17 protein-coding genes are annotated in these 18,328 nt (G+C 32.9%); 1 reads left to right on the forward strand and 16 read right to left on the reverse strand.

Translation table 11 applies throughout. From position 1 onward, the window contains the following. Nucleotides 1-321: 321 nt before the first annotated feature. From fusA to hypA, 15 genes are all read right to left on the reverse strand, one after another. Complete coding sequence (gene fusA, locus PHD84_04355; GenBank protein ID MDD5637032.1) at nucleotides 322-2,424, reverse strand: elongation factor G; 2,103 nt, start codon at nucleotides 2,422-2,424, stop codon at nucleotides 322-324. 97 nt (nucleotides 2,425-2,521) lie between these two features. Continuing rightward, a complete protein-coding gene (locus PHD84_04360; protein MDD5637033.1) occupies nucleotides 2,522-3,361 on the reverse strand; it encodes a sugar phosphate isomerase/epimerase in 840 nt (279 codons plus the stop codon). A gap of 70 nt (nucleotides 3,362-3,431) precedes the next feature. Then, the gene (gene trxB / locus PHD84_04365; GenBank protein MDD5637034.1) at nucleotides 3,432-4,388 is read right to left on the reverse strand and encodes a thioredoxin-disulfide reductase; all 957 of its coding nucleotides are present in this window, start codon (nucleotides 4,386-4,388) and stop codon (nucleotides 3,432-3,434) included. 80 nt (nucleotides 4,389-4,468) lie between these two features. Next, complete coding sequence (gene mobB / locus PHD84_04370) at nucleotides 4,469-5,218, reverse strand: molybdopterin-guanine dinucleotide biosynthesis protein B (protein MDD5637035.1); 750 nt, start codon at nucleotides 5,216-5,218, stop codon at nucleotides 4,469-4,471. 249 nt (nucleotides 5,219-5,467) lie between these two features. Beyond that, entirely contained in the window at nucleotides 5,468-6,955 is a 1,488-nt protein-coding gene (locus PHD84_04375; GenBank protein ID MDD5637036.1) for a hypothetical protein, read from the reverse strand. Nucleotides 6,956-7,277: 322 nt separating this feature from the next. Further along, entirely contained in the window at nucleotides 7,278-7,571 is a 294-nt protein-coding gene (locus PHD84_04380; GenBank protein ID MDD5637037.1) for an HPP family protein, read from the reverse strand. A 227-nt stretch (nucleotides 7,572-7,798) separates the two neighbouring features. Beyond that, entirely contained in the window at nucleotides 7,799-8,161 is a 363-nt protein-coding gene (locus PHD84_04385) for a PEGA domain-containing protein (GenBank protein ID MDD5637038.1), read from the reverse strand. Nucleotides 8,162-8,200: 39 nt separating this feature from the next. Continuing rightward, nucleotides 8,201-9,190 carry a PEGA domain-containing protein gene (locus tag PHD84_04390; protein MDD5637039.1) on the reverse strand — a complete coding sequence of 330 codons (990 nt, stop codon included), beginning with the start codon at nucleotides 9,188-9,190 and terminating at the stop codon, nucleotides 8,201-8,203. Beyond that, nucleotides 9,165-9,302, reverse strand: coding sequence for a hypothetical protein (locus PHD84_04395; protein MDD5637040.1), 138 nt, complete (start codon nucleotides 9,300-9,302; stop codon nucleotides 9,165-9,167). Before PHD84_04395 ends, PHD84_04390 begins: the two co-directional genes overlap by 26 nt. Before the next feature lie 131 nt (nucleotides 9,303-9,433). Beyond that, nucleotides 9,434-9,607, reverse strand: a complete 174-nt coding sequence (locus PHD84_04400) for a hypothetical protein (GenBank protein ID MDD5637041.1) — start codon at nucleotides 9,605-9,607, stop codon at nucleotides 9,434-9,436. 376 nt (nucleotides 9,608-9,983) lie between these two features. Beyond that, nucleotides 9,984-10,919, reverse strand: a complete 936-nt coding sequence (locus PHD84_04405) for an AEC family transporter (protein MDD5637042.1) — start codon at nucleotides 10,917-10,919, stop codon at nucleotides 9,984-9,986. A 436-nt stretch (nucleotides 10,920-11,355) separates the two neighbouring features. Further along, nucleotides 11,356-12,582, reverse strand: a complete 1,227-nt coding sequence (locus tag PHD84_04410; protein MDD5637043.1) for an OmpA family protein — start codon at nucleotides 12,580-12,582, stop codon at nucleotides 11,356-11,358. Between the two features lie 187 nt (nucleotides 12,583-12,769). Continuing rightward, a complete protein-coding gene (locus PHD84_04415) occupies nucleotides 12,770-13,465 on the reverse strand; it encodes a DNA alkylation repair protein (GenBank protein ID MDD5637044.1) in 696 nt (231 codons plus the stop codon). A 245-nt stretch (nucleotides 13,466-13,710) separates the two neighbouring features. Then, on the reverse strand, nucleotides 13,711-14,442 hold the full coding sequence (locus PHD84_04420; GenBank protein ID MDD5637045.1) for a P-loop NTPase: 732 nt from the start codon (nucleotides 14,440-14,442) through the stop codon (nucleotides 13,711-13,713). Between the two features lie 51 nt (nucleotides 14,443-14,493). Beyond that, nucleotides 14,494-14,901, reverse strand: coding sequence for a hydrogenase nickel incorporation protein HypA (gene hypA / locus PHD84_04425; protein ID MDD5637046.1), 408 nt, complete (start codon nucleotides 14,899-14,901; stop codon nucleotides 14,494-14,496). A gap of 559 nt (nucleotides 14,902-15,460) precedes the next feature. Between hypA and PHD84_04430 the strand changes: the two genes are divergently transcribed. Beyond that, nucleotides 15,461-17,062 (forward strand): Na/Pi cotransporter family protein, encoded by a 1,602-nt coding sequence (locus PHD84_04430; GenBank protein MDD5637047.1) that lies wholly within the window; start codon nucleotides 15,461-15,463, stop codon nucleotides 17,060-17,062. Between the two features lie 437 nt (nucleotides 17,063-17,499). Here the strand turns inward: PHD84_04430 and PHD84_04435 are convergent, their stop codons facing one another. Next, on the reverse strand, nucleotides 17,500-18,048 hold the full coding sequence (locus PHD84_04435) for a hypothetical protein (protein MDD5637048.1): 549 nt from the start codon (nucleotides 18,046-18,048) through the stop codon (nucleotides 17,500-17,502). Between the last annotated feature and the right edge of the window lie 280 nt (nucleotides 18,049-18,328).

Genomic DNA, 18,328 nt, shown 5'->3' on the forward strand with positions numbered 1-18,328 from the left:
TGATTGGAATAAATAAGTGCAGGTTACGGTCACCATTTAGATAGTGAAAATCCTGCACTTATTCTGGCGTTACTACCATTGCTACAAAACCTGTATTAATGTTCGTAAAAACTTTTTAATCCTCGCCCAGCCACCAAATTATTCCAATGATAGCTGCAATAATCGCCGCAATCCAGTACCACTCTAAATCTCCAAACATTAATCTTACACCTCCCCCATTACATTAATTTTTATTAATCTTTTTTTATTATAGTTACCAAAAGCTTGGAAAACAAGTATCTACTTAAAATAATTTATAAAAATAGCTAATTTTTTAAATAGTTATGACTCAGATTCAATTTCCTTCTTTGCTTTGTCTATAATTTCCTGAGCAATTTGAGGAGGGACTTCCTCGTAATGGGAAAACTTCATGGTAAATATTCCTCTCCCCTGAGTAATAGAACGTAAATCAATGGAATACCTAAACATTTCAGCCTGAGGTACCTGGGCTTTAATAATCTGTTTACCTTTTCCTGCTTCATCCATACCCATTATTCTACCTCTTTTACTATTTAAATCTCCAATAATATCTCCCATATATTCTTTAGGCACTATTACTTCCAGATCATAAATGGGTTCTAATATTATTGGATCAGCCATTGTGACCCCTTTTTTAAAAGCCAGAGATCCTGCTACCTTAAATGCCATTTCAGAGGAGTCAACAGTATGATAACTTCCATCATATAAGGTTGCCCTAATGTCAACAGTTGGATAACCAGCTACAACACCTTTTCTCATAGCTTCAACAATCCCTTTTTCTACTGCCGGACGATACTGTTTTGGAATAACTCCACCAACAATTTTATCAACAAATTCAAAACCTTTACCCCGTTCTATTGGCTCAAACTCTACAAAACAATGCCCATATTGACCACGGCCACCTGATTGTTTCTTATATTTTCCTTCTGCCTGTACTTTCTTTCGAATAGTCTCCTTATAACCAACTTTAGGGATACTTTTTTCGATTTCTACTCCAAACTTTGTCTCCATAGTTTCTATAACTACATCGAGGTGGGATTCTCCCATCCCGGCGATAATTGTTTCTCCGGTATCTTCATCCCTATAAATCCGGATAGTTGGTTCTTCTTCCTGTATCCTGTTTATGGCAATACTTAGTTTATCTTCATCTCCTTTACTCTTTGGAAATATCGCAAATTTCATAATTGGTTCGGGGTATTCTATTTTTTTAAATTCAATGGGAAATTCTTTATCACATAAAGTGTCACCAGTATTAGTTTTCTTTAATTTGGCAATTGCCCCTATACCTCCAGCAGAAACTATAGTAATTGGAGTTTGTTCCTTTCCCTGCATACGGAATATTTTCCCCACCTTATTTTCAATATCTTGAGATGCATTGTAAATGCTGGAATCAGAGTTCAGTTCACCTGAAAAAACTCTAAAATAAGTCAGGTTTCCTACATATGGATCAGTAACAGTTTTAAATACTAAAGCAGCAAATGGTGCATCGCCTACTGCTCTTTTTAATTGAATATCCTTTTGTTCTTTCAGATTCTTTACCAAAATATCAGGTAATTCAATCGGATTGGGGAAATAATCCTTTATAAAATCAAGTAGTAATTCAATACCAATATTTTTAGTTGCTGAACCACATAATACCGGAAATACTTTTCTTTTCATTATAGCACCTTTTAGACAGGTTAATATTTCTTCTTTAGTTAATTCCTCCCCGTCGAGGTATTTCATAAGAATTTCGTCATCAAATTCAGCAACTGCTTCAATCATCTTCTGCCTAAATTCATTAGCTTTTGCCTTTAAATCATCCGGTATATCCTTCTCTTCAATCTGATTCTTACCATCCTTATCTGCTTGAAAATAATAAGCCTTCATTTTTAATAAATCAACTAAGCCTTGGAAGTTTTCCTCTACTCCTATTGGTAATTGGATTGGCACGGCATTTTGTCCAAAGTTTTCTCTAATCATCTCACTAACACGACTGAAATCAGCTCTTTCCCTATCCAATTTATTAATAAAAAATATTCTGGGAAGCTGAAATTCCTCAGAATAATCCCATACCTTTTCGGTTTGTACTTCCACTCCGGATACACCACAAACCACAATAATTGAGCAATCTACTACTCTTAAACTTGATTTAGTATCAATAATGAAATCGAGATAACCAGGTGTATCAATAATATTAAAGGTTGAATCCTTCCAGTTCAAATAAGCTAAAGAAGAATTTATGGTAATACCTCTTTTAACCTCTTTGGTATCATAATCAGTAACGGTATTACCCTGTTCAATTTTTCCTAAACGGGTAGTCATATTAGCATCGTAAAGCATCGCTTCAGTAAGAGAGGTTTTCCCAGCATCACCATGTCCAACAAGGGCAAATATTCTTACCTTATCCACATCATATTTAGTCACCTAAAATTCCTCCTTGAAATTCTAATTATCTTCATTATTCTATCAAAGAATATAATTTATAGCAAAAAATGTCAAAATAACTCTTCTCCACTTTAAATTAATGATTCTGATATAAGCTTCTTATTTTATCTTGGGCTGCAATAATTCTGTTAAGATAATCTGGTAAATCATCGTTTTCTTTTGGTTCAATAATTAAAGTTCCTTGGTAATTTATTTCCCTTAGAAAGGATATAAAAGAAGTCCACGGAAAAAGCCCTTCTTGTGGTAACAAATGTAAATCATGCATACCGTCATTATCATGAAGGTGAACGTGTAATAAAATAGCCTGCCAATTAATCGGTATTTTATCTAGATTTAATTTCCCCTGCTCTATTTCGCGGTTGTTTAGTAAATAATGACCAGTATCAAGACAGATTCCTAAAGCTTTGGAAGATATTATTTCCATAATCAGTTGAATTTCTTCCAGCTTGTCACCAACTCTTCCGGGAGGTGTATTTTCAAGGGCTATTTTTACGTTCCAATTCTGACAGAAATCCATAATTTCCTTTAAACTCTCAACACTTAAGTATATTCTTTTTTTTCTATCATCAGAATTATTCACTAGCGCTCCGGGATGAACTACAACCAAATCTGCCCTTAAATGGTAAGCCATAAGTATTGCCTTTTCAACTTCTCGAACTGATTTTATCCTTTCATACTCTTGAGGATGAGAAACATCCACTCCATTCATGGGCATATGTATCGCTTTAACTATAATTCTCTTTTGGTCTAACCTCTTTTTTAATTTAAGAAGCTCACTAATTTCTTGGGGCTGAAAATGGTTTTGTCTTGGTCTTATTTCAATAGTATCAATCTTACTCTTAATTAAGTGTGGTAATAATTTTTCAATTGGCTTTTGGTAGTAAACCATGGTTGAAATACCAAAATCTAAATTCATTTTTCCTCCATCTGACACTAATCAGAAATGCAATTATTTTTTGCTTTTATACTTTCCTCCTGGTAGATATCTATCCTAAGAATGCTTCCACAGAAAAGGCAGCGATAGCGCCTTCACCACAGGCGGTAACAACCTGTCGTAAACTTTTGGCACGTACATCACCACAGGCGAAAATACCCTCTATTCTGGTCTTCATATTTCCATCAGTGATAATATAATCACTCTCATTAATTAATTGTTCCTGCATTTCTCCAAAAGAAGGATAAATGGGCTTGTAACCGGTAAAGATAAAAACTCCCTGACAGGGTAAGGTATTAATCTGTCCGTTATTTACATTTTTTAATTGAACTGCCTCAACCTGTGATTTACCGATAATAGAAAGAACGATAGTGCTCCAGCTAAAGTTAATTTTGGGATTATTGAAGGCGCGCTCCTGGAGAATCTTAGTTGCTCTTAATTCATCTCTTCGATGAATAATGGTTATTTTACTGGCAAATTTAGTTAAAAACAAAGCTTCTTCTAAGGCAGTATCTCCTCCTCCTACTACTACAATCTCCTTATTACGAAAGAAGGCTCCATCACAAGTACCACAATAAGAAACTCCTCTTCCTGTTAACTCTTCTTCTCCGAGAACTTTTAATTTACTTGCTTCACCACCAGAAGCTACAATAACCGATTGACAGTAAAAAATACCAATACCAGTCTTGACTTTAAAAATTATTTTATCTCTATACTTCACCCGAGAAATCTCCAACACTGTATTATTCATAATCTTTAAACCAAATTTCCTAGCCTGCTGCTCGAATCTTTGCATTAACTCAGGTCCCATGATACCTTCGGGAAAACCAGGATAATTTTCAATTATCTCAGTTAAATTTGCCTGACCACCGCTAATTCCCTTCTCAAATAATATTGCATCAATTCGGGATCGGCTGAGATAAATACCAGCAGTCAATCCTGCTGGTCCTCCTCCAATTATAATATTCTCATAAATATGATTCTTGGAATTAATCTGTTCCTTTATCATTTTTTACACCTCATTGCTTCGCAATCATCGCCTTAATAACATTGTTAAAGATTTGACCTGTATCAATTATAATATGCCTATTATTTTACGTCTCGGAATAAATTTGCTTTTATTACAATTTCTGCCTGTTCCAGAGAATCAATATCCTTAAGTGGCGCTAACATACCATATATTAAACTCTGATATAACTTAGACATAAATTGGTTAAGAGGAATCTTCTTGCCATTAACCTTAAGAGAAATGTAATCCTGAGTGTAAGAACATTTTTGTATTGACTCTTGTCCTTTGACAATGGCTTTAGCTAAACCATAACAACTTTCATACCCACATTTTCCACAATTTACATCTGACAATAAAAATCCTTTTTCCTCAATATATTCTACCATCTTTTTTAGGTCCTTTTCCTCGTTAATTAAAAAATTAACAATCTTCTTTTCTTTTAAGGTTACTTCTATTCCAGCTGTAAAAAGTTCCAGACCATCAGCGAGTAATTCTTCTTCTTTCTCTTCTTTTAAACAAAGAACTTTGGGGAAATATTTTAAGCTTTTAAATCCCTCTATAATTAAAAAATCAGCTGAGAGTAAAGGCACAATCTTTGTTAAGTCCCATTTTCCACTTATTATTATTTCAGTGCTCTCAGGTGTTATCAGGACTGCTTTTCCAACTTCCTTTAAAAATTTACCAGTATCGCTTTGTTCATGATGGACAGATTTACTGGAATGTTTTATTACCACAACCCTATAATTTTTATTTTTTAATGCCCTGGCAAGCGCTATAGCCAGGGTTGTCTTGCCACTATTTTTAAATCCAACAATTCCAATTGCTTTCATATTATCCTCCGTGTTTACAATCGCTTATACTATACCAAAAGGTAATTTAATTAGCAAGAAGATAAACAAGCTGGTTAAAAATTTATTGAACTTAATTTAAAATAGGAGTAGAAGGGAAGTAATTTTTAAAACTATATCTTGATTATCATCAAATATAATTAAAATAAATTATGGTTGGGGCATGAATATTTTAAAAAAACTTAGTTGGGAGGTTTAACATTCAACTTCCCAACTAAGTACCTCACTAAATTATCTATTTCTATTTCTTAACATATCTTCAGTGACATAGCCTTCAGCAAGGCCATATTCTTGCCATTGCTTCAGCTCTTCATTTATATTTTCCAACAATTCTGGTTGCGTTACTAAACGCAAAGCAACTGCAGCTTGTCTTTTTGCCATAAGAGGAAGAGACTTATGGCCTAAGGGAGTAGTAGTTAGGTCTGCCTTCTCCTGTGAATGTCCAGCAGTAGCAGGGACATCAGCCATAGCTATTGTTGCACAACCTCTTTCAGAACCCAAACCTGGTACACTCCAGGAAGCCCATTGACCAACATCCCAACCACTGGCTAGACTACCTGGTTCATCTAAAGTCATATCTTCGTCACTATACATCTTAGTATAATACCAACCTAAGGCATTCGCCCAAGCAGTGGATACACCATTGACATAATCAGCATAATGGCTGATTTCAACTTCACAGAAGGTCCCCATTGCCGCTGCTTTGGCAATTATATCTATTTGTTCTACCTTTTGATTCAATTCCTCCTGACTTAAGCCGGGATTTGCTCTGACCCAATGATCAAAAATTACATGAGGATTAATAACATTGGGCGCTATTGCTGTTTCAATAACAGCTCCATGGAACCTAAATTCTGGTTTAGAATGTTCTCTTATCATATCAACCATCGTCCACATTGCTCGCAAAGCATCACCGGCATCTCTCCCATTCCAGGGGTCACCAGCTGAATGGGCAGTTTGTCCAAAAAATTCATATAAATTGGCATTAATAAGTTGTGCACCGCCAGTTCCTGCTAACGGCCTTTTTATTGGTCCGGAATTGACACCACCATGAGTTTGAAGTATAAAATCTACTTCATCAAAATATCCTGCTTTAAACATAGCAGTGGGATCAGGAGGAGGTATTTCTTCAGCTGGCAGATGGATTACCCAGATACTACCTGGCAGATTGTATTCATCCATAATCTTGGTCATTGCAATAGCTGCACCAATTGCAACAGGTGGCTGCTGGTTATGAGCACAACCATGGAATGGTGGATCACCACGCAAAGCATCCATCTCAGTTGTGAAAGCAATAACGGGATGTTCCGATTTGCCTTTATATTTAGCAGTAAAAGCAGTAGGTAAGTTTCTGGCATTATGGAGCTTTTCCACTACAGAATTATACCCTTCTTCTAAACCTTCAACACCAAACTGCATCTCAAATCCGTATTTTTCAAGCTCAGCGGCAACATATTTAGATGATTCATATTCATAATATCCAGGTTCTGGATTGTTATACAAATGATCACTCATCTCAATCATTTGAGGTGCATAATCATCAATATATTTTTCTATCTTCTCTCTTAAGGCAGTAATTTCTGGTGTTTCTGGTGGAAGCTCCTCTAGTGAAATTAACTGGGGTGGTGGTTCCACTGCTAAAACTGTAGAAAAGCTAAGAAAACATATATTTAAAAATACTATACCAAAAATTAACCATAATTTTCTCTTCATTTTCATAAATAATAATCCTTCTTTCTTTTAATTCTTTTGCAAATCAGCTTTAATTCTATTAATATTTTCTATTTATTACATTTTTTAATCCCTCCTTCTAATAAATTGTTAATACTGCCATAATTGAATATTAGAAAAGATTATAATAACCACATTCTGTTATGTCAACCTTTTAATTAAAAATTTTTTTGTTCCTTAATATTTTAATTATAGAAATACTGGGTTAATAGATGATGTGAGGCATTTCTTTATTTTATTTTACTTTTGACGAGTGGCAATAAGGTTGAATATAATTGGTTTCAAAAGCCAATTAATTTTTGTTAAAATACTAATACCTACCTACTATTATGCTTATAATAACCCTTATGGAGAAACCAGCAACAACTACCCCTAATGCTGTACCTGCGGTAGGTGGGTGTTCCAGGTACATGATGGTCATAGTAAACATTGAACATGCAACAGCAAGAGCATAGATGGCATCTTGCCCTACTCCTGAGCTCGGATGAATAATAAAAAATAACAAACCAAACACCATGCCAATAATATATCCTCCTAATACATTCCTTTTAGAAGTAGTAATATTATGAGGCATGACAAAAATAGTAAATGCAGTAGCTGTCATTGAAACCACTACAAACAAGTTTTGTAGTCATAAGGTAATGAGTACTAATAAGGGTAAGGCTGCTAAAAAACCAATAGCGCCTTGAAAAAAATAATTTATCCATCTAGACCTAAAGTGTAAGTCAAATATTTAATTTAATCTTCTTGTCATATTTATCGCTATAATAATACTTTTTGTCTATTCAAATATAAAAAATATTCATTAACGTCATGCATTTCCTCGAATTATCATTTTTCAACTTTAACTAAATCTGCAAAAACCGATGTTGTCTCTCCGACATTAACAACGACTTCTTTCTGCCAAATTTGATATTCTTCTTTTATTACTGTAATTTCATAAACATTCTCTTCTAATTCACCAATAATTTCTGCCCTGACAGCTGAAGTAATAGTGTGGTAAGCACCATTAACAAATATTCTGGCATCATTCTCATTACAGTAAATAGCAATAGCTCCTTCTGCTATCTCCTGATCTTCTCTGTGCAAATCTACATTAACTCGCGAGATACGGTCACTATAAACTCTCACAGTAGAGATATAATCATAATAACCATCTTTAGCAATTCTTAATTCATAGCTACCTTCTTGAATATGAGCGATAATAATACGCCTGTTGGAGTAGGTCCTTTTTTAATAATTTCCATCTAAATAAATCATTGCATTATCTACATTACAGCTAATTTCCAGACTTCCATTTTGCATGATTTTTTCCAGATTAATAGTTAACTGGAGTCTTTGATTAGGTCTCACCTCTACTCTTTGAAACCAATCGTTGTATCCGCTTAAAGTAATCCCAACATCATGAAACTCGTCAGATACTTCTTCTAAGACAATATCTCTATTCGCCTGTGTTAAACGCTTAAATTGACCATCAAGATAGATTCTGGCAATATCCTCATTACATCTAATAGCAATTGAACCATATTGCACTGTTCTCTGTAAATCAGCACTGAGGAAGGTAGTTCTGTTATCAATAATCTGAGTTTTTCTCTCCCATGATTCATAACCACTAAGTTCAACCCAAACTATATATTCCCCAATTTCTAATTGTTCCAAGGTCAGAGGGGTCTGGCCTGCATAGCGCTCATTAAGAAAAACATCAGCTCCTTCAGGTTGTGTAGTAATATATAATTGGCTGGTTCCTGGTCTGCGCTCAACTACCTGGTAATGTAATATTTCACTACTAATCCATAGGGGTAATGGCAATCCTGTTAAAATACCTCTGATTCTCGGGATAAATAGATCTGTATCCTCTTCAATTACGGGCATAAATTCGACTTCCAAGCTTCTTTCCATATCTCTGGTTATGAGAATAGGATTTGTGGTAGCAAATCCCTGGATATATTCAATTCCCGGTGTTGTACCTCGTTCAATAATATAATCGATATAATATTCACGATTAGCTTCTAACAATGAATATTTTTGATTTTGATTGGGAAATAACAGCCGTATATTTCCCCGACTATCATACCCAAACAGAGTTACATAAGAGGCGTTACTGGTTCTGAAAGAAATCCTGACAATCTCACCAGGTGCATAGGTGGCACCAATACCTTTATCCAATCTGAGAGATAAGGAGAAATCAGGTCTAGGATTAATTATCTGTATAGTCCTTTTCATCTCTTCCTGTCCTGTAGATATCACCATAGCGGTTGTACTTGCTAATATCACTAAAATAAGTAGATAAAAAAGTATTGCCCAATCTCTTATTGTGCAATATATATTTTCTCATGGTTTAATCTCCTTTATTCATTAAAAGATTAAAAAAGTAAAGATATTTAATGGCCTTCCTTCGTTATGCTAAGGGACACAAAAACTATTGAAATATGTTTTCTTAATCATTATAGATAGCAGCTTTTTTAATCATTCCTTATCCTCAATATCATTTTCTAAATCATCCCATCTTTCTGGTTTTCTAATAAATTTCTTAATAATTAATGCCACTAAAAACCATACTAATATAATAACACCCAACAGTATGAATAATTCTCTATATAAAGCAAAGATGTTTTTTAATTCTTTAATAAAAATTTCCATAGGTCCCACTCCTAATTATAGTAAAATGATACTCGCATATCAGTTAGATTTAAAACCTCTAAAAGGTTCTGCTTCTTATTTTCTAAATTTTATAATCTTTTTCTTCCATTTTTTTATCTCTATTTTAACAGAATATTCAAGTAGAGCTCTTTCCCTTAAGAACTCCTAACATTAACCTTAAGCTTAATATATCTATTAATACCTTGAATATCTCTTGCTATTTTAATCCTAATTTAAATCATAAATCCAGCATATATTGTTCCTTATTTTGATAATAATATAACTTCCTACTTTATGCTGCAGCATGATGATATTTAGTTATTATTTCTATATCTTTATGCTTAAATAAATAACTCCATAAATAGAAAATTACATCTTACAGATTTGTTTGAAAATAAAAAGATATGATGGTGAAAATTATTATAGTTATTACTGTTCCTAAGGATAAGGTATTTAAAACATAGGGCTGGATTCTTTCTTTAGGTATAAAAAGTGGGATAACAAATGGTGGTGGGAGTATGAATAGAGAATATAGCGCTATATGATATATTGGATCTAATTTTAATTGGGAATGAAATAAATACCGACTTATTATAACGGCGATAAACAGTAAGCATATAGTTCGCAAAGCAATAATTTTCAATGGTAGTATAAAATTATTCAGTGATAATTTTATTTCATACCCAATAATAATTAAAATGAGGGGAATGGTTACATTAGACAACAATCCCAAAGTCTCCAGAAAACCTTTCCATAAAAAGTTTTTAACCATAATTACCTTTAAACCAGCAACATTGATGAATAGACCAGCAATTATGGCTATAATAATTGGTGAGGAAAAGAATCTTTTTATCAGCCAACAATAATTGGCAGTTTTTTGATTGAGATAATACAATATGGCCATTAAAACAAACCAAACATATAGTTCCTGTCCTAAATCCAGTAAAGCAAAATATCTGATGTTATCAAGTCCATAAATAGCTCCAAAAAGCGGTATACCCAGCATTCCCACTTCAAATCCAGTAAATAACAGAGGGCAATAAGGATCCTCTATACTAAAATAGAGATACAATATTTTTCCTAAGAATAGCATCACCAGATTAACTAAAAAGATAGTAAGTACAATCATCCAGTATTCTGCTTTAATTTGCATATTTAAAAAGGCAATAAACAAAAGGGAAGGAAGTGGAAAATTAATAATAAATTTTTTTAACTCTTCAATAGTAGTTTCTGAAACAATTTTTTTAATTCTAATGGAATATCCCATAATTAAGAAAATAAATATGGGAAGAATATTTTCTAGAATATGCAATTGAATTACCTTCTTGTTTTCTTATTTTTAGAACTACCATTTAAAAAAATAATACTACTTATCTGATTTTATGAAACTTCTACCATTTATACACTAATACTAAGTTAATGATAAACACCGACTTTTCTAACATATAGCTTTAATAAACTCTAGCAATCATTATTGTTTCCTTTTCCAAACAGTATAAAAAGCAACTGTAAAACAAATTCCAGCTCCAACCAAGGCTATAAAGATAGCCACGCCAGATGAATCCTACCATATTATTAAAAAATCCATTCCCTTGATTGTAATTCTTTCTTTCAATTTGTTACATTTAATATTTTTACTCAAATAAACAGTCATATTCTAGGCCATCATTTCAAATGTTATTTAGATTAATTTTTATTGAGTATACCATACCCAACAGATTAGAAGAGTCTGTAATATAATCTTATATTTATTCCTTAACCACTAATTCTACTCTTCGGTTTTGAGCTCGTCCGGTAGATGTATCATTTGATGCTACTGGTATAGATTCTCCATAACCTTCAGTAAAAAGTCTTAAAGGATCAATCCCTTCAGAAACAAGGTAGTTTTTAACTGATTCTGCACGTTTCTGTGAAAGAAGCAGATTGTGTTCGGAAGATCCAACTGAGTCAGTATGTCCTTCAATAACAATGCGTAAATTTAACTCAGAATTAAGTAAGGTAACAATCTTATCTAAGATTGGCCTGGATTCCTCGCGAATAACATCAGAATCATAATCGAAATTAATACCATAGAGCCTTATCCTGCCCGATTCTAAAAGGTCTTTAGTCATCTGTTCCTGAATTCCACCACTCCAATGAGGGCAACCGCCCACTTCCGAGAATATCTTCGTACCATCCCATATTTTTCCTTGAGTAACATTTGTATCTTCTCCCTCATACCACCAAAATCCATAAAACCTTCTTCCATCAGAAGTAAAAACCATAACTGCCGGGCCTTGATGAACATTTTCCTTCCAGGTAAATTTCATAATACGACCTTCAATACCTCCAGTTAAAACCCCTTCATTATATTCATAACATCCCGTAATAGAAAAACCTTCTTGTCTGAGATGAAAGTTATTATAACTGGTTTCATAAGTTCCAGAGACATCAGGTAAAGGGGTATCAGTTAATTGTTTGCCATACGCTCTAAAATCCATCAGTTCGGTATATTCATTAGAACCATAATTATCTTCAATTGTTAGTTTAAGCCATCTTCCAGATTTATTATGCTCAACTGGGAATTCTTGATTGTTCTGTTGATCAACTAAAGTTACCCGGGCAATCTCCTGAAAACCTTCCCTAGAATTATTATTGGATATTGCTACCGTAACATTTTTAGCTGCACTTCCATCCGTATCCACATAAGCGGTATCAAATTCCAAACGTTCCAGGATAGTCTCCTCCGCAAGTTCAATGATTAGAATATTGTCAAATATTTGACCTTCTGCACAACACCAACCAGTTTGTGGATTTTCATCATTAATCCACTGACCTCCCCAGTCTTCACTGTAAGCTGAAGATTGATGTATTACTAATGCTCCTGAAGAAAATGAGACTAGTGACTGCTCTACCTGAATGGAAATACCATATAAAGCTGAAGAAAAGAAAAAGATTATTACTGATATTACCTTTAGAATCAAATTTTTACTCATTTTAACACCTCCTAATGCTTTATAAAAATATAGAAATTACCAACAAATGATTAAATGAAAAATAAAAAATTATTACAAAAATACTTGCACTTAATAATAATTATAATGGTTATGAAATATTATAGTATCACTTGCATTGTCTTTATGTATTAATTTTATTATTTTTTTCTTAAATAATCTTATTTATTCATTTTGTTAGGTAGCTTTTCCGTTTTTCTTCGGGAAATTTTTCTATAGCATAACGCAACATAGTTCTGGGCATTTCTTTATAGTATTTTTCAAGAAAATCTTCTTCTATTTCTAATTCTCTTTTGCCAATTTCTCTCAGCATCCATCCCACAGCCTTATGAATGAGATCTTCCTTGTCATGCAATAGTATTTTTACAATATTAAAAGTATCATCAAAGCTGTTATGATTTATAAAATAAGAGGTAGCCATAATTGAAATTCTGCGTTCCCATAGATTTTTCGATTTTGCTAACTTATATACTGGAGTTCTGTCTCGGTTAAATAAATAGGCCCCCAAAATTTTCCCCGCAGATAAATCAACTAAATCCCAATTATTAATATAATTGGTATTTTGTAGATACAGGTCAAATATCTTCTTTCTATCTTCCTCATTACCTCTTTGGAAAACATTATTTAATACTAAAAGGGCAAATAAACGTTCTTCGTGAAATTGCGATGGTAAGAATTCAGCTGCTTCTCCTATGCTTATAGTATTATATTTTTTGGCAATTTCCCTTGTATCAGGAACTCTAAGACCTAAAAAAATATCTCCTTCGCCATATTCACCCTTTCCCGTTTTAAAGTACCTTTGCAGCAGTTCAGCTCTTTCCTGATTACTAAATTTTTTAAATTCTTTTTTTATCTCTATAACTATTTCCCCCACATTTGCTCCATATCATTTCTTAAAAACCTTTGCTTCCTTTGTTCTTTTAATAATAGAAACAGTAAGCTGGCTAACCTCGTCTATACCTGCCATCATATTTTAAATCTTCTCTGACAATGTTCTCTGGTATATCTACTATCTTAGCAATTGAACTTTTTTATCCTGCTGTTATATTCTTTCCAAATTTATTTATTTTATATAATTGGAGGTAAAGAAAATTAAACCTCTTGTAAAACTTATATTTCTAGACAGGAACCTATCATTTTTATTTTTTGGAAAAAATCAGTCAATATAAAATCCTGTAAAGCATCCATGTGGTCATCAAGATTCTGATAATAGGGAATGTACCCTAAATATTTTACTTTATAGCTTTCAATCAAATCACTTATTCTTTTACTATTATGTTCAGTTGTGTGCATATTTTCCATCAAACCAATAATCTTTAAATCTTGTTCCTTAAGTATTTCCAGGGTCTTAGCAACAATATTGACAGCAAGTCTGGAAGGAGTAGTAATAATTAGGAAATTACCATTTCTTACATACTGTAATAAATCAAGAAAGGGATCAGCCATTCCTGGAGGCATATCAATAACTAAACACTCAGTATCGTCCCATCTCGTTACAGCCATAAGTTCTAAAAAAACATTAGTATACTCCATCCCTCTGATTGGCAAGGGATTCCCCTGGGTATAATAAGCCACAGACATAAATCTAACCCCCATCACCTCCTCAGGCAATATTCCTCTTTCCTCTTCAGGAAACTGATTTTTTGTATTCAGCAAAATATGATCCGAAGCACCCCAGAAATCTAAATCAAGTAAACCGGTTTTATACTTTTCAGCCAATGCTAAACTTAATGCTGTAGAAATTATTGATTTACCCACTCCACCCTTTCCGCTTACTACCGGAATAATAGATTTGATAGTAGCAAATTTTTCTCTTACCATAACCTCTCTTGGATCAATCATTATATCCTCCTAGAAATTTCTTTCATAAAAATCCAAAAATCATTAAAGATGTTATGAATCTTCGCCACTAATCTCTTCAATATAAATTCCTCTCCCCTTGACTACTTCAAAATCACGACTGCCGCATTTAGCGCATTTCATAAAAGAATGAACAACTTCAGGGACAAAGTGAATAGATTCTTTAATGGAATGATTGCCTAAATCTTTCTCTTTCAACTCCCAGATATTATGACAATTCCTACATTGAAAAGAAGCATTCTCTTTTAAAAAAATATATTTCGCCTCTTCTGCAATGGTCCCCTTCTTTAAATTATCCAAACCAAATTTCACAATCTCTTCTTCAATTCCCTGCAATTCCCCTAGAACAACTTTAACTTCGGTCAATTTCTTTATATTTCTTTTTTTTGCCTCTCTAATAGACGATTTTAATACAGCCTCAGCTAAAGACCATTCATGCATTTTTCTTCCTCCCAATTAATAATATTAGAAATTTAGAATATTATTTTCTCTTAAAATCTAATGCCTACGTCTTGCATTCCCAATTTTCTACTTAGCCTTTTTATTTTATCATATAACCTAATAATTTTTTCAAAATGTTTTATATAAACTAATTACAACTTTCCTTTTACTTTCCTGATTTACTGTAATTTATTTTTACTTCACTATTCACCTTCCCATAGAAACTATTCTTGCAGGTATAAAGGTAAAATAAATTTTTCACTAGAATTAAATATAGGAAATAAATACCTTTTGCTTAAAGAATAATATTTTGAGATAGTATCGCCACCAGACTTCAATTAAGAGAAAGGAGAGAGAAAGAAATTCATTAGATTATTTTTGTAAGATTAGCTAGAAAGTGTTAATATATTTAATGTACTCATTATTATTATGGTAATATAAAATATAGGAATAGATAATTAATAGAAAATAATGCATGAGACAGCAGAATATCTAATCGTAAAAAAGTTTTATTAACTTCGACAGCGTTGCTTTAAAGTTAAGGAGCATTTTTTATTAAATGAGTGTTATTTTTTTTAACCTTTTAGGTGGATTAGCCCTATTTCTCTATGGTCTTTTTATCTTAAGTGACGGATTAAAACAAGTTTTCTATAAAGAACTTAAGGATATCTTAAAAAAAATTACCAGTAGCACTATCAAGGCAGTTGGATTTGGAGCCTTCATTACTGCTATTATTCAAAGCTCAAGTATTACTGTAGTTACCCTTATTGGTCTTTTAAATTCCAGCATGATAAACCTAGTGCAAGCTATTGGAGTAATGCTGGGAGCAAAAGTAGGTACAACAATTACTGCTCAGATAGTGGCTTTTAAAATTGGTCTTTATTACTTCCCTTTTATCATTCTGGGTTGTTTCCTATTTTTCTTTTTCAGACACAAAAGATTACAGAATCTTGGACAGATTATCCTCGGATTTGGAATCCTGTTTTTGGGGATGCAGACTATGTCTCGAGGAGCTCAAGCCATTCAGGAAATTACTTTTTTTGTGAATATCCTTCATTATTTCAGTCATAATGTATTCTTAGGAATTCTAACCGGTGCTATATTTACAGCAATCGTTCAATCCAGTTCAGTAACAACTGGTCTGGTAATTGCAATGGGCATGGAAGGAGCACTGACTTTGCCAGTGGCTATATCTTTAATAATGGGAGCAAACGTTGGTACCTGTATTACCGGTTTTTTAGCTTCCCTGGGATCCTGTAAATCAGCTAAACGTCTTGCCGTAGCTCAATTTGCTGTAAATATTGTCGGGATTCCAATTTTTGCTTTTTTCCTTATTCCTTTTAGTCACCTTATTTCCTTAACCAGCTTTGATTTGGGTCGTCAAATTGCTAATGCTCATACTTTTTTTAATGTCTTTCTTGTAATCGCAGCTATTCCTTTAATTAATTGGCTAAAAATTTTATCTATTAAGATTGTACCCGGTCGAGTAGAAGAAGTTGATAGAGGGATAAAATTCCTGGAGTATAAGATACTGAATATTCCCAGTTTAGCTCTTTTACAGGCCCAGAAGGAAGTTTTGCATATGGCGAGTATAGCCAAAGGAATGCTGGAAAAAGCCCATAAAGCAATGTTTTCAGGAGATAAGGATCTGATTTACACGGTGAAAATAGAAGAATCAAGTGTAGATGAACTCCACCATATTCTTGATGATTATTTAACTAAAATCTCTTCTCAAGCATTTTCTAAAGAGGAATCTCAAAAATTGGCTATTTTAATTCATAGTGTTACTGATATTGAAAGAGTAGCAGACCATGCTAATAATTTAGTAGAAATTTCAGAATTTAAATTTCAAAAAAATATTGCCTTTTCAGACCTGGCAGAAGAAGAATTAAATCAGTTATTTTTAAAAGCCATTGACTCATTTGCTTATTCTATAGATGCTTTGGAAACAAATAGCGAGGAAATTGCCCAAAAAACTATTTACCTGGAGAATGAAATTGATCTTATGGAAGAAAATATGAGGAAGAATCATTTTGATAGATTAAAAGAAGGCATCTGCTGCCCAGAATCTGGACCAATGTATCTCGAAATCATAATGAATCTGGAACGCGTTTCCAATCATTCGGAAAATATCGCCAGTGGAGTAATAATGGGCTTTTAAAATACTTAAAAACAATTTATAAATGCCTTAATTTAAAATAACATTTAATTTTTTTATCAATGCTTTTTCTAATTTTTCAATTATCCTAAAAACTTATCTCTCTAAACTTTGGTCCTCTCTCTTCTGTGGTAAAATATTTCATAAACAGCAAAATGAATGAATTTAGCAATATCAGCATTCCTTGCCTTTTGGTAAATATATTTTAAAAATAACAATTATTATTATATTAAAATATTTGTTTTATTTGTTACCATTAACAATCTTTTTCTCTGGAATTTTTTGGTCAGCGATATCCTTTGCGGTTATGCCGGGATAGTAATATCTTCCATCTTTGCGTATATAATTTTTAACTAGAATGGATTGTTCGGGACAAAATTTAAAACAAGCATAGCAGTAGTAACACCTGACATTATCTTGCCATAATGGTTTATCATTGGTTATTCTAATTTTTTTTGAAGGACATACACTTTCACATACTCCACAACCTGTACATGTTGTATCAGTATAAAACCTATTTTGTCATCAAGACGTTCAATATACCATTGTAGTGGCAATTGTAAATATTTACTAATCATTTCAACTAAAGCATTAGTAGATTTTGAGTTACTTTTACCAACATTCTTTTCTTTGTTGATGATTGCCTTAACCACTATCTCCAATTCTTTTTGCACATTCTCTTCCAAAGCTATAATATTCTTATCTGTTATGGTATCTACCCAGTTCTGGTCAATTCTAAACGATGGCTGTAATCCCTTAGGGGAATTGGATGCCGTTTTTAAGGTATAATAAAAATCTAATTTTTTACCTCTATTTGCCAGTAACCTTTCCAGGTAATAATCTACGTTCCCCAGGTAACCACAATTAGTAGTAATAGCAAAAAAATATTGCTCAGGTTTAAAATCAATTTTCTTAATAAACTCTCTTACTGGAATGGGCGTTGAGTTAAGATAGACCGGAAATATGAGGCCAATTATATCTCCTTTCATTTCAATGATTTCTTCATTCAAAAGACTTAATAATGGTATTATAGTAGCATCAGGGATTCGCTTTTGAATTTCTTGGGCAAAAGAAATGAATTACCCGTTCCTGAAAAATAACAAATTTCTACTTTACTCATACAAATAACCCCTTTTTTCTTTGAATTAAATAGTCTTAAGAAAAACTATTATTGATAATTCTAATGAAAAATCATAAAAAATGAATTTTGCTAACATAGGGATATTTTTTTATTATCAGAAAATGGGAAATTATTTCCATTTCATTGAG

Source organism: Atribacterota bacterium (genome assembly GCA_028717805.1).
Classification (GTDB): domain Bacteria; phylum Atribacterota; class Phoenicimicrobiia; order Phoenicimicrobiales; family Stramentimicrobiaceae; genus Stramentimicrobium.

Excerpts from the sequence above, each read along its gene's own strand:
- PHD84_04360 (MDD5637033.1), bottom strand. The coding sequence starts at position 3,361 with ATGAATTTAGATTTTGGTATTTCAACCATGGTTTACTACCAAAAGCCA.
- trxB (MDD5637034.1), bottom strand. The coding sequence starts at position 4,388 with ATGATAAAGGAACAGATTAATTCCAAGAATCATATTTATGAGAATATT.
- mobB (MDD5637035.1), bottom strand. The coding sequence starts at position 5,218 with ATGAAAGCAATTGGAATTGTTGGATTTAAAAATAGTGGCAAGACAACC.
- PHD84_04375 (MDD5637036.1), bottom strand. The coding sequence starts at position 6,955 with ATGAAAATGAAGAGAAAATTATGGTTAATTTTTGGTATAGTATTTTTA.
- PHD84_04380 (MDD5637037.1), bottom strand. The coding sequence starts at position 7,571 with ATGACAGCTACTGCATTTACTATTTTTGTCATGCCTCATAATATTACT.
- PHD84_04390 (MDD5637039.1), bottom strand. The coding sequence starts at position 9,190 with ATGAAAAGGACTATACAGATAATTAATCCTAGACCTGATTTCTCCTTA.
- PHD84_04395 (MDD5637040.1), bottom strand. The coding sequence starts at position 9,302 with ATGAGAAAATATATATTGCACAATAAGAGATTGGGCAATACTTTTTTA.
- PHD84_04400 (MDD5637041.1), bottom strand. The coding sequence starts at position 9,607 with ATGGAAATTTTTATTAAAGAATTAAAAAACATCTTTGCTTTATATAGA.
- PHD84_04410 (MDD5637043.1), bottom strand. The coding sequence starts at position 12,582 with ATGAGTAAAAATTTGATTCTAAAGGTAATATCAGTAATAATCTTTTTC.
- PHD84_04420 (MDD5637045.1), bottom strand. The coding sequence starts at position 14,442 with ATGATTGATCCAAGAGAGGTTATGGTAAGAGAAAAATTTGCTACTATC.
- hypA (MDD5637046.1), bottom strand. The coding sequence starts at position 14,901 with ATGCATGAATGGTCTTTAGCTGAGGCTGTATTAAAATCGTCTATTAGA.
- PHD84_04430 (MDD5637047.1), top strand. The coding sequence starts at position 15,461 with ATGAGTGTTATTTTTTTTAACCTTTTAGGTGGATTAGCCCTATTTCTC.
- PHD84_04435 (MDD5637048.1), bottom strand. The coding sequence starts at position 18,048 with ATGAAAGGAGATATAATTGGCCTCATATTTCCGGTCTATCTTAACTCA.